The organism is Okeania sp. SIO3I5 (assembly GCF_010672085.1).
Taxonomy (GTDB): Bacteria; Cyanobacteriota; Cyanobacteriia; order Cyanobacteriales; family Microcoleaceae; genus Trichodesmium.
Genome location: NZ_JAAHHT010000012.1, coordinates 25165 through 41120, shown reverse-complemented (window position 1 = coordinate 41120; position 15956 = coordinate 25165). Strand labels below are relative to the sequence as shown.

Here is a 15956-nt window from a genome sequence, read left to right as displayed (position 1 = left end):
TAATAATTGTAATTTAGTGTATTTTATATATATAAAATTTTCACTTATCACTTTTTTTTGTATTTTAATACTCGAAATTAATTGGGGTTTGCTGATTAAATTTTAAAGCATTGACAGATAAAGGTTTTAGCCGTTTTAGGTCTTGAAAAAGTACAAGTTTTTTGCTCCGCGAGAGCTGCATAAAGTTAGGATGAAAGGGTTGACAAGAGCCGAAAAATCACCAATTAAATTCTTCCTTCTGCCTCCTCGCTCATTCCTTACTCTTCCAGTCTCGAGTCTTGAGTCTCCTGACTCCTACCCTCACCCATAAGACTTTTTCAGCAAACCCTAATTAATTTTTGGATTGATATTTATAAAGATATATATGTCCTTATTCAATTACAGTTGATTTGTCCTGTACTTGCTTTTAATCTTTTACCAAAAAATCAGGTCTAATTCCGTATTTCAAGTCTCTAGGTGAGCGCCAGAGGAACTGATAACTGATAACTGATTTTAAGAGGATGAAAAAAATCAATTTCCGTATTTCAAGCCTCTGGGTGAGCGCCAGAGGAACTGAGAACTGATAACTGAAATAACACCTACTAATTACTAGCTAAAGCCTAACAGATAACTACATCAAAATTAACAGCCTAAACTCATATTTATATTTACCGTCCACAGACTATTACAGTGAATAATAACTAAAATTATTCGGAGCATAACTCTTGGTAATACAACAGTAATGTGGACGGTTTTTAATAGGATTAGTATATATTTAGCTAATCAAAAATCACCTACCACCAGGCAATCCTGGTACAGTTATTCCTTCTACTCGCTGGCGGAACTCTTCAACACCTGGATTAAAATCTATCGGTAAAACTGCCACAATATTCTCATGGGGACGAGGAATAATTACCCAAGACTCTAAACTAGCACCATAAACTTTTTCTACTGCTGCAATTCCTGCATCCATAGCAGTTTTTACTTCCGAAACATCACCTCTAATTTGAACAGTAAATCGCGCACTACCAACCCTAATATAACCAACTAAAGTAACTCTACCAGCTTTCACCATTGCATCTGCAGCAGCTAAAATACCAGGAAAACCCTTAGTTTCCAATGCTCCAACAGCTTGTTGCGCCATTATATTTCTCCTAAATTTCAGTTAAGAATTAAATTCTCTAGATTAATTTTCATTAATTGATAATAGATAATGAAAACTATCTCTAATTATCAATTATCCATTTAAAAGTAGAGGCTTTAAACCTCTGGGGATTAATTATCAATTATCCATTATCCATTATCCATTATCATCTAAACTGTTCGCTAATTTCTGTATATTCTAGTGGTAATACAGATTCTACATTCTCTGGTGGATTAGGAACAATATAATGACTGTCCACTATACCTCCATATACTTTTTCTGCTGCTTCAATACCAGCTTGGACTGAAGGATAAACTTCAGAAGTTGGTCCTCGAACTGCAACTACAAAGTGGCCTCTTTCAGCTTTATCATAGTAAACTAAGGTAACTCGTGCAGCTTTAACCATTGCATCTGCAGCAGCTAAAATACTAGGAAAACCAATAGTTTCTATGACACCTACTGCTTCTGGCATGGAAACGTTCCTCCATTATCAAGAATCAATTAATATAATTGTAATCTCAATAGGTAATGCTGTATATATAAATTTATAAATTAGACCTCTCCGGAAAAGAGGGAACAGGGAATAGGGAACAGGGAACAGGAAGAAGTAATTGATAATTTATGGATAAGAATTGATTCTCTTTTTAATTTTCACGCCTATGTCTATTATAAAAAAGCTATCATTATTAATCTATCATGCCCAAGTTTTATGTTAAGAAAGATGTGGGTAATATCATGTTCGGTTGAATACTTATAAATAATTATCAAGGAGTCAGGAGGTAGGGACGTATTGCTGACGCTTTCGCTCCGCTAACGCTGCGCGACATGTAACGCATTAATGTTCAAGCAACGTCCGTAGGTCCTCAGAATTTCTGGAGAAAGGAGTCAGGAGAAAAGTAGAAGTATAATATCTTTTCCCTACTCTCAGCAGCTCAAATTTTATTTATAACTGATTATCCGAACATGATATAAAGCATAGCTTTCACTCGTGGGGTACGGCGGATACCTTCTGCCTTCCTTCCTCCTAAGTGTAAGTATTCAACCGAACATAATATAAGTCCTATTAATGATGAATTTTTAGATATTAATAGGACTTATATCATGTCCGGTAGCATCGGTATTGTATAGACAAGGTAAGGAAGAAGTAGGGGCGAACGGCCATTCGCCCCTACAAGAGAAGGAAAAACCTTACATGACGGTAAATATTTCCCCAATTTTTACACAAACGATACCAACGGACATGATATTACGCATGAACGCTATTCGTAGGGTGTGTTAGCGCGCTTAGTAACGCACCAGGACACCATATATACTGCCTTTGCGTAAGTCCTGATTAATTAATTCCGCAAAAATCAAATTTATCATCTATCTGTCGATCGCCGAAAAAAGAACCCAAATCAGTTCCATAAAACCAAAAAGTCACCTCCAAAAACTGGAAGTGACTCAAACACAATACACACTTTTCACACAAACAAATTAGAGAGGGAACAAGATCCAAACTGTTCCCTACCTCAAAAAACCTAGTAATCGAAATCGCCACCACCCATACCAGCGCCAGCAGCAGCACCTTCCTTGGGTTCAGGTTTGTCAACAACAATACACTCAGTTGTTAACACCATACCAGCAATAGAAGCAGCATTTTGTAGAGCAGAACGAGTTACCTTGGCAGGATCAACAATACCAGATTCAAACATATCAACAAACTCATTGCTTGCTGCATTAAAACCAGTATTGAAATCCTTCTCTTTCACGCGCTCAGAAATTACAGCACCATTTTGACCAGCATTTTCAGCAATGCGCATTAATGGAGCTAATAAAGCACGACTAACAATTAAAGCACCAGTCAACTCTTCAGCTTTTAGATTCTGATTTGCCCAAGTTTCCAACTCGGGAGCTAAATGAGCTAAAGTTGTACCACCACCAGGAACAATACCTTCCTCTACAGCAGCTTTAGTTGCGTTAATAGCATCTTCCAAGCGTAACTTGCGGTCTTTCATTTCAGTTTCAGTAGCAGCACCAACTTTAACAACTGCTACACCACCAGCTAACTTAGCTAAACGCTCTTGTAACTTCTCTTTGTCATAAGAAGACTCAGTTTCATCCATTTGACGGCGAATTTGTTCGCAACGTGCCTTAACTTCCTTTTCGTTACCTTCAGCAACAATGGTAGTGTTGTCTTTATTGATAGTGATGCGACGTGCTTTACCAAGCATATCTAACTTCGCATTCTCTAATTTCAAACCAGCATCTTCAGTAATTACTTGACCACCAGTTAATACTGCAATGTCTTCTAACATAGCTTTGCGGCGATCGCCAAAACCAGGAGCTTTCACAGCAGCAACATTCAATACACCCCGTAGACGGTTAACAACCAAAGTTGCTAAAGCTTCTTTCTCAATGTCTTCCGCTAAAATTAATAAGGGTTTGCCAGAACGAGCAACTTGTTCTAATACTGGTACTAAATCTTGTACTAGAGCAATTTTCTTGTCAGTGATTAGAATTTGAGGTTCTTCAAGAACAGCTTCCATCCGCTCCATGTCAGTTGCGAAGTAAGGAGAAATATAACCCTTGTCAAAACGCATACCTTCAGTGATTTCCAACTCAGTCTGCATAGACTTTCCTTCTTCTAAAGAAATCACACCTTCCTTACCCACCTTATCCATTGCTTCAGCAATCATTTGACCTACTTCTTCATCGTTACCAGCAGAAATAGCACCAACTTGAGCGATCGCCTTAGAATCTTCAATTTGACGAGCGTGAGCTGCAATTTTTTCTACGAGGAAGCTAGCAGCTTTATCAACACCACGTTTGATAGCTATAGGGTTAGCACCAGCAGCAACGTTCCGTAGACCTTCTTTAACAATTGCATGAGCTAAAACAGTTGCAGTAGTTGTACCATCACCTGCTGCGTCATTAGTTTTAGAAGCTGCTTGACGAATTAGAGAAACACCTGTATTTTCTACATGGTCTTCTAATTCAATTTCTTTAGCAATAGTAACACCATCATTAACAATTTGAGGTGCGCCAAATTTTTTCTCTAGAACAACGTTGCGACCTTTTGGACCAAGTGTTACTGCTACAGACTCAGCGAGGATATCCATGCCTTTTTCTAAGGCGCGACGAGCATTTTCGTTGTAAATAATACGTTTAGCCATAGTTGTGATTCCTATTGATTAGTAATTTCTAGATGATTATTTTTTTCTGTGTCGATAGTTAGTTGTTTTAGCACTTTAGCAAACATCAAATATCAAGAAAAAGTTTGCTAGTGCTATGGAACAACTTCTTTGAAACCTTGCCCTTAAGGGTGAGGTATTAGTTAACAATTGCGAGAATGTCTTTTTCTGCAAGTAGGACATATTCATCGCCACCGAGTTTGATATCAGTTCCAGCATATTTGGAGTAGAGAACTTTATCTCCTACTTTGACTTCCATTTCGGCGCGGGAACCATCATCGTTGCGTTTACCAGGCCCAGCGGCAACAACTTCTCCTACTTGGGGTTTTTCTTTCGCAGTGTCAGGTAGAAGAATACCACCTGCTGTTTTTTCTTCAGATTCGCTAACTTTAACAAATACACGTTCGCCCAAGGGTTTAACAGTAGAAACACTCAGTGTTACGGCTGCCATTACATTACCTCCAGATTAGTTTTATTGTTGTTGAGAGGCTTCAAGTAAAACTGAAAATTCAACTTCATTTTGTTTTTTTAGCACTCTCACCATCTGAGTGCTAATTTAGCTGAATAAGAGTTGCGATCGCAACTAACTAAACTGTACGGGTTCCCGAACTGAGGATTTGGGTATTTGCCAATAGTTAAATTATAGAGGATGGGGAGGATGGGGAGGATGGGGAGGATGGGGAGGATGAGGAGGATGGGGAGGATGGGGAGGATGGGGAGGATGGGGAGGATGGGGAGGATGGGGAGGATGGGGAGGATGGGGAGGATGGGGAGGATGGGGAGGATGAGGAGGATGAGGAGGATGGGGAGGTGTGGGCTGCATGTATGAAGCACTCTAAAGTCAAAGGTTTTTACCTCTGAACTATTTACTAATCCCAAATCAAAAATCTAAATTAGTAGAAATAACTAAGACGTCTGAGTTTTTCTAGGCAGTTCCATCTCATTGTGTGAAGCACTCTAAAGTCAAAGGTTTTTACCTCTGAACTATTTACTAATCCCAAATCAAAAATCTAAATTAGTAGAAATAACTAAGACGTCTGAGTTTTTCTAGACAGTTCCATCTCATTCTTTGACATCCTGCCTAGCCCAAAGACACGAGGGTTCCTACCGAGCCGTAGCTCAAGGGCAAGTTGACGTTTCACAGACTGCTACCTTGACCCTAGTCTTACCCTTGCCTCCACGTCCGTCTTTTGTTTCAGACTGCCCGCCCGCGACTAATACATTTACTGCTGCATTTTCATCTTGATGGACAGCAACAGACAACCGCCTCTTTAAAGAACTCTGTAACTACGATGAGATATTGTATAAAGCACCTTATCTCATAGAAAATTTATTCGCTTTGCCTCAAATAATATAGAGCGTTGGCGGAGCCTAGCCCCAGCTATATCAGCACAAGGTATGACAAGCGTTCCGTAAACTTTCTGGGAGGAATTCCTAGAGGTAGCCTCAGTCATTTGATTGGTATAGCGATGTAGCAGCCGCTAGGCTCCGCCAACGCCATCGATGTGTATCATACAATACCCATTTTGTTAACCTCTTTAATTTATTAGACGCCCTAGAAAGTAATCGCTCTTTCCGTTTTTTGGTTGTGCATCAAAAAGGAAAGTTAATGTAAAAGATACGTTTAGGGGTTCTATAGAATGTGGGGTAATTGAAGTTTTGAAAAAAACTAAAAAAGCCAATTTTATTTATTACTTGAAATTGGGCTTTTTCCAAAAAAATATATAGAAAAAAAATTAAAGAGGCTGTCTAGAAATCAACTTTTCAAAATGAGCTTGAGTTTGCTGCAACATTTCCTCGCGACCATCTTTTACTTGATTAAGAGAAGGAACTAAATTACGAGCGTGTAAAGTCATGTGAAATTGTAGATCGGCTACATATTCACTAACATCTTGATGTAAAGAACAAGATGGATATTTTTTAATTTCTGAATTCAAAGTTCTCTCCTCCCCTTAATTATTTGAGCTTGTTTATGATCAGGAAGGATACCATAGAGAGAATCTCTATGTTGCAGTTTAGTAATGAAGCTTAATATTTTTCAGCAAATAAAATTACATTTCTTTACATAGTATCTAAAAAAATTTATCTCAACGTTGGTTGAAGACCCGCGCTCTCCATCCCCCCTAACCCCCCTTTCCAAGGCAGGGCTAATTCTTTGTCTGAGCTAGAATATTTAGGGAGAGAATGGGGAGGATGGGGAGGATGGGGAGGATGGGGAGGATGAGGAGGATGAGGAGCATGGGGAGGATGGGGGGGATGAGGAGGATGGGGAGGATGAGGAGGATGGGGAGGATGGGGGGGATGGGGAGGATGAGGTCTCGAAGTAAAGGCGCTGCATGAATAAAAGCGGACTTTTCTCCCACACGGACCACACGGACCACAAGGACCACACGGACCACACGGACCACACCTCCCCACCCTCTCCTACTTTTTTCTCTGATGACAATAAATTGACCCTGCCTTGGAAAGCTATGCTTTATCAACATTTTTCTTAACATAAAACTTGACAACATAGACAAGTTATGTTGAATTCTTGAATCGGCTTTTTCAGGAGAAAAGTGTATTGAAAAACACACTTTTTTATGAATGTAGACAGAATTCTTCCTCCCCCTCCTCCCCATCCTCCCCATCCGGACCACCCTCCCACAAGGGTTTCAAGAGTTCCTTATAAGGGATAGCTTGGAAAGGGGGGAGGGGAGCGTCGGGATGAAAACCAATCAATAAGAGCGGTTTTGCAGATAAGCATGTTAACTTTCCTGGCGGGAAGTCCCGCGCTCTCCATCCCCCCTAACCCCCCTTTCCAAGGGGGGAGGGGAGCGTCGGGATGAAAGCCTGGGCCCGGATTCGGATACTTTCATAAGCTCAACGTTCATAGGCCCTTGACACTTTTAGGAGCATTTTGTTATTATCAATGTCAACACAGGGGGAGGACATCACCTCTGTCATGCGCAGCGGTCAGGGTTTCCCACACTGAAGAATCCCTATTTTTCCATCCCCCCTAACCCCCCTTTGAAAGGGGGGAATAGAAGGGCAACGTCGGGAGTATGTCAAGATGCAAATGTTACTCAAGCAAAAACCAAGGTTGAGACTACTATCGCTTTTTAATCAAGTCGTCGTTCGCGTAGCGTCCCGGAGGGAAGGGGCACTGGTCGATTATTTATCTGACACAGAGGAAGCTTGATTACTGGCATTGCCCGCATTTTCCAGCGAGGTGTCAACCCGCCCTGAGTCCTTCAAGTAGGGGCGAATGGCCATTCGCCCCTAAAGTCTGTTTGATTGGTGGATGGGAATCCCGCGCTGTCTCGCTTTCCCAGAGTCGGGAGGATGTCAAAAACTAAATATTTAAGACGCTGAATCACTTGCTATGCTTAGGGTTTGCCCTCAAAAGTCTTATGAGTAAGGGTAGTCCTCAGGAGTCAGGAGACAACCCACCCCTAACCCCTCCTGGGAGGGGAAGACAGGAGGAATGGGGTAGGGACGTTGCTTGAGCATTAATGCGTTTTCATATAGGGAATGCTCCTATTCCATGTCGCGTAGCGTTAGCGGAGCGAAAGCGTCAGCAAAACGTCCGTACAGAAGGGAGGAGTCAGAATTTAATTCGTGATTTTTCTTCCTAAGTCAACCCTTTCATCCTCACTTTATGCAGCTCTTGATTAAGGAAAACCTTGTACTTTTTCCAGACTAAAAAAAAGCTCAAACCATGATTAATGTCAATGCTTTTAGATTAAGATATCAAGCCCTAATTATAGGTTTTAGGAGTTATTGTTAAGTACACCCCTAATTGCTAAAAGCTAGTTCAACAATTAATAATTAATAATGAATAATGAATAATTAATTATTACCTCTCCTTGAAACTGATAGGATTGACTAATTATGAAAATTTTTATTTATTATCCCCTATCCAAGGGGAGGGTTTAAACCAAAATTTTTCGGTAATATAAGACTTTTAGCGAAGTTTACAAATCAGCTCTAAGGAGAATTAATAGCTATGTTTGTGGAGAATTCTACAGGAACAAAAAAGACTATCGGCTAATCTGAGTAATATTATCTCTGGTTAAATAGCTATAAATAATTAGAAGCTCTCGTAAGTAGGACTTTAGTAATAAGTATGGATATTTATCGGGCTAAAGTCCTACTACAAACAAAAACTATTTGCGTAGCATTCTTTAGGAAATGCTAAACAGTTACCTTAAAATTACCACTTTAATAAGTTAAATTCTTCCATATCCACCGTGTCACGGTTACGATAAATTGCTAAAACTATAGCTAAACCAACAGCAGCTTCAGCAGCAGCAACCGTAATTACAAATACAGTAAAAACCTGACCTTTAATATTTTGAGCATCTAAGAAATTAGAAAATCCCATCAAATTCAAATTTACAGCATTCAGAAGTAGCTCAATAGACATCAACACCCTAACTGCATTACGACTGGTAACTAAACCATAAATTCCTATACAAAAAAGTGCTGCTGCTAATAACAAAAAATATTCCAGTTGCAATTGCATAAACTTAATTAACCTTTGAAATTTACTGAATTATCTTAAACGTTTTGATCGAAAATTTCCTGAGAAGTTGAAACTAATTCACGAGGACGTTCTGGCAAACTTAAAACAGGCGTTTGAGGAATATTAGTTGGTACTTCATCAGGCAAAATATCTCGACGAGCCAAAATAATAGCACCCACCATTGCCATTAATAAAAACACAGAAGCAAGTTCAAAAGGAAGTAAAAAGTCAGTAAAAAAGTGCTTGCCAATTAATACAATTGAACTTTCTTCAGCAGCAGCTCCACTAACAGGAATTGACCAAGAAGTAGACAATACCATTGTACTTAGTAAAGCAAACAAACCAAAACAAACTAAACCTGTAGCTACCTTTCTAAACCAAGCATTAGGCAAAGCTTTAAAATCTTCTCGTTTATTTACAAGCATAATCGCAAATAAAATCAGGACATTAACAGCTCCAACATAAATCAAAACTTGGGCAGTAGCTACAAAATCAGCATTTAATAAAAGGTATAAACCAGAAATGCTCAGAAATACTCCACCCAAAAGAAAAGCTGAGTAGACAATATTAGAAAATAATACTACTCCCAAAGCTGCCCCAATCATCATTACAGCTAAAATAATGAATGAAACGAATTGAACTCCTTGTGCTAAATCCACTTTTTATTCCTTTAGATATGTTTTAATTTGGAATTATATTTTGTTATAGCAATTCTAAATAGGTTGTAAAATTTGATCGTGGGAGTTTAGTTTTTTCATCCCATTTTTGCTTGGGTTTTGATACCAAACCACTACAATTTTTTCTCACAAATCATTTAGGATTACTATAGTTGGTAGTTATTAGTTGGCAGTAGCTAAAAGTCAACTTAACCATCTGATAACTAATAGCTAATAAATATTTGTTTTTGTTAACTAGGGCTTGCTGATTAAATCTCAAATCATTAACATTAAAAATCAAGGTAAGTGTTTTGTTAAGTTCAAAAAAAGTACCAGGTTTTCAGTCTAAAATACTCAAAAAGTTAGCATTTTGGTTAAACAAGGGCAAAAAATTACCGAAATAATTAATAATTAAATAATTAAATAATTAGATAATTCAGGTTTAAAGCCTCCCCAATAAAGGGGAAAAAAGCGGTCGAGAGATGGCGTTAGCGGAGCGGATCTGAAAGAGCGGGTTTCCTCGCGATATCTAATCGACCAAGAGAAATAAATCTTTTCCTTCTTGGTCAATCCTCTCCCTCAAAGGGAGAGGCAATTATCCATTATCCATTATCCATTATCCATTAATAAATTCCCTGCTCCTTAAAAAGACTTTTTCAGCAAACCCTAACTATTTAGTTGTCTGTTTACTTATCTGTTGTTTCTGCTACTGGCTTTTCTGCTTCCATTTGTTCCAAAATTTCTTCTGGCCGGAGACCAGCACGACGCTCAGTATGAGAAACTGTATGAGGGTCTATAACACCTTTAGGTAAGTAAGCTAATTCTCGCATAGGAGTTACCATCGGGTCATTTGTCACCTTGTATGGTAATCTACCCAGAGCTACATTATCATAGTTCAACTCATGGCGGTCATAAGCTGCTAACTCATACTCTTCTGTCATAGATAGACAGTTAGTAGGACAATATTCTACACAGTTGCCACAGAAAATACATACTCCAAAATCAATACTGTAATGCTTGAGCTTTTTCTTTTTAGTTTGTTTATTAAATTCCCAATCTACTACAGGTAAATTAATCGGACAAACCCTTACACAAACTTCACAGGCAATACATTTGTCATATTCAAAGTGAATTCTACCTCGAAATCTTTCAGAAGGAATCAGCTTTTCGTAGGGGTATTGTACAGTAACAGGACGACGGCTCATATGGTCAAAAGTTACAGATAGACCTTGACCAATATATTTGGCTGCTTGAAAAGTTTCTTTGGCGTAATCGCTGACTTGGTTGAGGAATTTGAACATGGTTTTACTTTATAAAACTTAGAAACAGGGTAACAAAGTGACAATTTGAGCTTTATTGATGAGTGTAATTAAAAAATCTCAAATCAGCTATTGATCTATCTTTTCTTTTGTGGGTATTAGTACCGCTCAACTAAACTTATTCAAAGGTCTGAAAGTCTGGTTAAACGCGAGCGTATCAACCACTACAGGGTTAAACTGGAAACCCTTTATTTATTCCTTGGTCAAAGACATCAGGAATTATTTTATAGCTATAGTTATGAGTAAGTTTGATAAACTTTAGACAAGTTTTCGCACTGTCTAGTCTGTACCGAACAATTAATAATTAGTAATTATTAATTAAATAATTCAGGTTAAAAGCCTCCGTTTGAAAGGGGAAAAAATTTATTTTTTCCCTACCGCGTCAATCCTCTGCCTAAAAGGGAGAGGTAATTATCCATTATCCATTATCCATTATCCATTATCCATTAACTTCTGCCTTCTTCAACCGCCAAAGGCAAATGGAAAGGCTAATTTTAAGGCTGCAGTTAATAATAAGTTAACCAAAGCTACTGGCAACAAGAACTTCCAACCCAGGTCTAATAATTGGTCAATTCTCACCCTTGGTAATGTCCAACGTAACAAAACTGCTACAAATACAAGCAGATAAGCTTTGAGTAACGTCATAATAATACCCAAGGTAGCATTGATTATTTGTAACCAAGGGGTCGTTTCACTTACCCCTAAGAAGTTAGAGAGAAGTTCTACCGGAACTGGAGATTGCCAACCACCCAGATATAAAACTGCTATAAGTAGGGAAGATAAAACTAAGTTGATATAGGAGGCTAAGTAATACAAAGCAAATTTCATGCCAGTATATTCAGTTTGGTATCCAGCCACCAATTCTTCTTCTGCTTCTGGAAGGTCAAAAGGAAGACGTTCACATTCGGCCAATACTGCTATCCAGAAAATTATAAAGCCCATTGGTTGTCTCCAGATATTCCATCCAAGGATGCCATAGCTAGATTGTTGTTCAACTATATCAATTGTGCTGAGACTGTTGGACATCATGGCTACTGCCAATACAGCTAAGGCCAAAGGAATTTCATAACTAATAGATTGTGCTGCTGCTCGTAAACCTCCAAGTAGAGAATACTTATTATTAGAAGCATAACCAGACATTAGTAGTCCAATAGGCTGAATACTCGAAAGAGCAATCCACAAAAATATTGCTACCCCAAGGTCTGTAATTACTAAATTTTGTCCAAAGGGAACCACTAGGTAGGATAGAAATACAGGTATAGCTACAATTACAGGTCCTAATGTGAATAGTAAGGGATCTGCTTTAGCGGGAACAACGTCCTCTTTGAAAACTAGCTTCAGACCATCAGCTAAAGGTGCTAGGGTGCCTAGGGGCCCCATGAATTCTGGACCAATTCTTTGTTGTGCTGCTGCAGATATTTTTCGTTCTAGCCATACTGCTATTAGAACACCGACAGTAGCAACAATAATCATTGATAACATGGGGAATGGCAGCCATAGAGTTCTGGCTATTTCTGGGGGTAAGCCCAAATCTACGAGGGCCTGAATAAATGTTCTTTGTAGATCGATTCCTGAATTCATTTAGAGTAGGGTTAATAAGTATTATTATTTGGCTTATTGATTTTATCAGAAAGATAAAGTTTTGGGAGAAGTAAAATCAAATATTTTTATGAGATTTTTATGGAGCAAACATACATTTACTCTCAAAGTCAAAACTTATAACATTGAGTCATCTATTTTGACAATTTTATTGAATCAAGATCTGGCAAAATTAATGAGTTATGCCAGAGATAAGATATAGCATTTTTTAGCCTAGTAAAGTAGATTAGACAATTTGCAAAATTTTTAATTAAATCAATTTAAGACATGAAATAAACAATTTTTACTCCCTATTCCCTATTACATATTCTCTTATCTTATGCAAAAATTATATTAATTTCAGTAAAATCAAGGCTGGTAAATTATATTGATTTATTAATGATAAATTTAGTCTAAGTTAAGAAGTTCTCCTAAACTTTCAGCTTTGCTTGTCACTATTTCTATAATTTTGGAATCTTTAGGATCAGTTTGTTCTGTCAAAAAAAGCCAACATCATCAAAACTTTATTTTGCGCAATTATAGGCACAAAAAAAGCGCTTTTTACCCCAAAAGCTTTCGCCATTTGATTGCTTAAAAAATATTCCTCAGATTCAATAGTGACATCTATAAATCCATTCCGGTTGTTTTGATAACCAAACTCGTCCAGGTAAGCCTTCACCCCTAGATAATATAAAATCTTGACTACAAATCCAAAATTGTTCAAAATATTTTCTGTTAAGGGCGGGATTAATATAATAGCTTGAACTTAGCTGTAGTAAGTTTTTATCTTCATCTAGTATCTAAGCTTAACGATATGGAAAATTAGTTGATACACAAATTTTTCTAGACTTATAGTAGTAGTCTCATTCATTGAGAATACGTCTGGTTTATAATTATAGTGGTTTTCACAAAGGTAGACTACAAAACTTCTGCTTCCTACCTTTAAATCAAAAATCTCTGTATTCTAGTAAGCATTCAGCAGCTAGCTATCAGCTATCAGCCATTTATTTTAGTTTTAGATAAAAGCTTTATTAATTGAGGATTGAAGCAAATTGAATCTTGCTTATAAAAGCTGACTTTAAAGGCTAAAAGCTATATTCATTTTAAGTCCTTCCTTAAAATTTAGATATTATTGCTGAAAGCTGACAGGTAATAGCTGAATGCTTACGTATTCTATGTTAATGAAATATCAATTTTAGGGCTAAGACTCTACTACAAACAAAAAATTTTATCAATCTTAGAGCTAAAGCTCTACTACAAACAAAAATTTTTGATCAGTTATTATATAGACATTTAGTAGAAAAACATTACACATTAACTAAATTAATCTTAGGGCTAAAGCTCTACTACAAACAAAAATTTTTGATCAGTTATTATATAGACATTTAGTAGAAAAATATTACACATTAACTAAATCAATTTTAGCGCTAAAGCCCTACTACAAAATTTTAGGGCTAAAGACCTACTACAAACAAAATTTTTTTCTCAGTTATTAATAAACATTTAGTAGAAAAATATTACACATTAACTAAATCAATCTTAGGACTAGAACAATACTACAAACAAAAATTTTTTATCATTTAATTAATAAACATTCAATAGAAAAGCATGACACATTAACTAATACCAATACTTAAATTTTCCTCTTGCTGTCTAGGGCGTTGAGTTCTTAATAAACCAATATTGCTAGTCAATACAAAGCTGGTAAAACTAGCGATCGCTATAATCGGAATTATCGACGTATCAGATAAAACACTCAAAATAATCGAGGTACTAATCGGAGTTTTGGTAATCGATACATTAATGGCCGCCATGCAGCACAACATCGAAATAGTTGGATGTACTGCTGGAATCAAAAAACTGATGGCCAACCCTAAACTTGCTCCTGTGAAAAATAGGGGAAAGATAAAACCCCCTCGAAATCCACCATGAATCGTGAAACTAATGGCAATCATTTTCGCCAGACAAATTCCGAGTAACGTTACAACTGTAAGTGTAGTAGCTGGCTCAATTAATTGAGTTTCAATTTGCTGCTCACTAAAGAAGAGAGTTTGAGGGTATAAAACTGCCAACCAACCAATTCCCAATCCTCCCAAAATTGCTCGCCAAATATGCCTATTTTTAATCGGTTGGATCGCCAACTCTGTAAGTCGAAAAATCCCAATAAACAAAATTCCAGCTAAACCACCAACTATTCCTAGAACTCCAGCTTCCAGAAGATTTAGCCAACTCAAAGCAGGAATAGCATCAAAGTAGTCAAAGCGATAGATACCTCCGATTTCTAACCCAGTGCCAAACCGAAACACGCCAAAACTAAAAATCCCTGCAACGACTGCCGGAATAATTGCTTCATAATACTGAATCCCCCGACGATGAGGAATCTCCAGGGCAAATAATGGACCACCAACAGGATCGCCAAAAAATGCTGCTAATGCCGCACCCATACCACAAAACGTCAGAACTCGTGTTTCCTTGAGACTCAAATTCAGTTTATCTGCAATCCAACTGCCTAGACTGCCATTGATTTGGACCAGAGGTGCTTCAGGGCCTAAACTTCCACCAGCAGTAATTGATACTAAGGAAGTGGCAATCATCCCTGGTGTTTGACTTGGTTCCAAACGGCCAGGATCGTGAATTTTATCGATCACCTTTGCCATCTCTCCAGGTTGGCCAAAGAAATAGAGGCATAAACCAACGCCAAATCCCCCAATTGTTGATACAATCCAGGTATAATTCCATGCTGGTAGCCAATCTGGAAAAATTCCTGTGAAGTAGTGCTGCCCTGTTTCCCAGACCAACTCCAAAAAGTGTTCTAAAACAAAGTAGTAAGCTGTAGCAACTAATCCCCCCATAATTCCAACAGCAGTAGTATAAAGCAGAATTTTGGAGTACAACAATTCTTGAGTCTGACTGCTTAATTTTGGTTCGTTGTCTTTGACATTTGGGTTATCCATGCTTGGGAAAGACCGTCTCATATTCTTCTTAATCAAAATATCCTGGGTGAGGAATCCGAATGCTAATTAGGAGAAAGCTTATTACAAAGATAGAAACAGAAATAAATATTCATAGGTTACAAAAATAATTACTTGTTTCCTATTTCCTATTTTCAAAGTTTTGTAGCTACATCTTTGACATCCTCCCAACGCTGCTATTGAGATATTGTTCAAGATGAACAATTTATGTTACACACTCATGAGTTTTTCCTTTTGTCATGCTGTTTCTTACAGAGAAGCTAAACTTTTCATTTGAATTCTAAATTATGAATTATGAATTATGAATTATGACTTCTAACTGTTTCTTCTAGAAAAGCTAAACTTTTCATTTCCTGTACCGTTTAATGTAGAGGAAAGCCGAAAAAACAATTTCTGAATTCTAAACTCCGTACGTCGTCAAACAGTAATAATCTAACTTTATGACTTCTGAATTCTGAATTCTCAATTCTCAATTCTGAATTCTCAATTCTGAATTCTCAATTCTAACTATTTCTTCTAGAAAAGCTAAACTTTTCATTTCCTGTACCGTTTAATGTAGAAGAAAGCCGAAAAAACAATTTCTGAACTATTAGAAATCTCCAGAAAAGAGGAAATAGAGAATTAGGTA

Annotated in this window: 14 protein-coding genes; all 14 read right to left on the bottom strand. The window is 37.5% G+C overall.

Annotated elements, in window-relative coordinates:
• Positions 1-769: 769 nt before the first annotated feature.
• The 14 genes from F6K40_RS04510 to F6K40_RS04445 all read right to left on the bottom strand — a co-directional run bounded on the left by F6K40_RS04510 (position 770) and on the right by F6K40_RS04445 (position 15331).
• The gene (locus F6K40_RS04510; RefSeq protein WP_293131967.1) at positions 770-1123 is read right to left on the bottom strand and encodes a carbon dioxide-concentrating mechanism protein CcmK; all 354 of its coding nucleotides are present in this window, start codon (positions 1121-1123) and stop codon (positions 770-772) included.
• Between the two features lie 166 nt (positions 1124-1289).
• Positions 1290-1595: a BMC domain-containing protein gene (locus F6K40_RS04505; RefSeq protein ID WP_293131965.1), complete on the bottom strand. Its 306-nt coding sequence runs from the start codon at positions 1593-1595 to the stop codon at positions 1290-1292.
• Between the two features lie 861 nt (positions 1596-2456).
• Positions 2457-2621, bottom strand: a complete 165-nt coding sequence (locus F6K40_RS04500) for a hypothetical protein (RefSeq protein ID WP_293131963.1) — start codon at positions 2619-2621, stop codon at positions 2457-2459.
• Between the two features lie 22 nt (positions 2622-2643).
• Positions 2644-4278, bottom strand: coding sequence for a chaperonin GroEL (groL, locus tag F6K40_RS04495; protein WP_293131960.1), 1635 nt, complete (start codon positions 4276-4278; stop codon positions 2644-2646).
• A 157-nt stretch (positions 4279-4435) separates the two neighbouring features.
• Complete coding sequence (gene groES / locus F6K40_RS04490) at positions 4436-4747, bottom strand: co-chaperone GroES (RefSeq protein ID WP_293131958.1); 312 nt, start codon at positions 4745-4747, stop codon at positions 4436-4438.
• 189 nt (positions 4748-4936) lie between these two features.
• On the bottom strand, positions 4937-5119 hold the full coding sequence (locus F6K40_RS04485) for a hypothetical protein (RefSeq protein ID WP_293131956.1): 183 nt from the start codon (positions 5117-5119) through the stop codon (positions 4937-4939).
• A 913-nt stretch (positions 5120-6032) separates the two neighbouring features.
• On the bottom strand, positions 6033-6233 hold the full coding sequence (locus F6K40_RS04480) for a hypothetical protein (RefSeq protein WP_293131954.1): 201 nt from the start codon (positions 6231-6233) through the stop codon (positions 6033-6035).
• Between the two features lie 236 nt (positions 6234-6469).
• The gene (locus F6K40_RS04475) at positions 6470-6742 is read right to left on the bottom strand and encodes a hypothetical protein (RefSeq protein WP_293131952.1); all 273 of its coding nucleotides are present in this window, start codon (positions 6740-6742) and stop codon (positions 6470-6472) included.
• Between the two features lie 1749 nt (positions 6743-8491).
• Positions 8492-8797: an NADH-quinone oxidoreductase subunit NuoK gene (gene nuoK / locus F6K40_RS04470; RefSeq protein ID WP_293101206.1), complete on the bottom strand. Its 306-nt coding sequence runs from the start codon at positions 8795-8797 to the stop codon at positions 8492-8494.
• Positions 8798-8838: 41 nt separating this feature from the next.
• On the bottom strand, positions 8839-9462 hold the full coding sequence (locus F6K40_RS04465) for an NADH-quinone oxidoreductase subunit J (protein WP_293131950.1): 624 nt from the start codon (positions 9460-9462) through the stop codon (positions 8839-8841).
• A 683-nt stretch (positions 9463-10145) separates the two neighbouring features.
• Positions 10146-10760, bottom strand: a complete 615-nt coding sequence (gene ndhI, locus F6K40_RS04460; protein WP_293131948.1) for an NAD(P)H-quinone oxidoreductase subunit I — start codon at positions 10758-10760, stop codon at positions 10146-10148.
• Positions 10761-11240: 480 nt separating this feature from the next.
• Positions 11241-12359 (bottom strand): NADH-quinone oxidoreductase subunit NuoH, encoded by a 1119-nt coding sequence (gene nuoH, locus F6K40_RS04455; protein ID WP_293131945.1) that lies wholly within the window; start codon positions 12357-12359, stop codon positions 11241-11243.
• A gap of 481 nt (positions 12360-12840) precedes the next feature.
• On the bottom strand, positions 12841-13080 hold the full coding sequence (locus F6K40_RS04450; RefSeq protein ID WP_293131943.1) for a hypothetical protein: 240 nt from the start codon (positions 13078-13080) through the stop codon (positions 12841-12843).
• Positions 13081-13972: 892 nt separating this feature from the next.
• Positions 13973-15331, bottom strand: a complete 1359-nt coding sequence (locus F6K40_RS04445) for a chloride channel protein (RefSeq protein ID WP_293131941.1) — start codon at positions 15329-15331, stop codon at positions 13973-13975.
• Positions 15332-15956 lie beyond the last annotated feature (625 nt).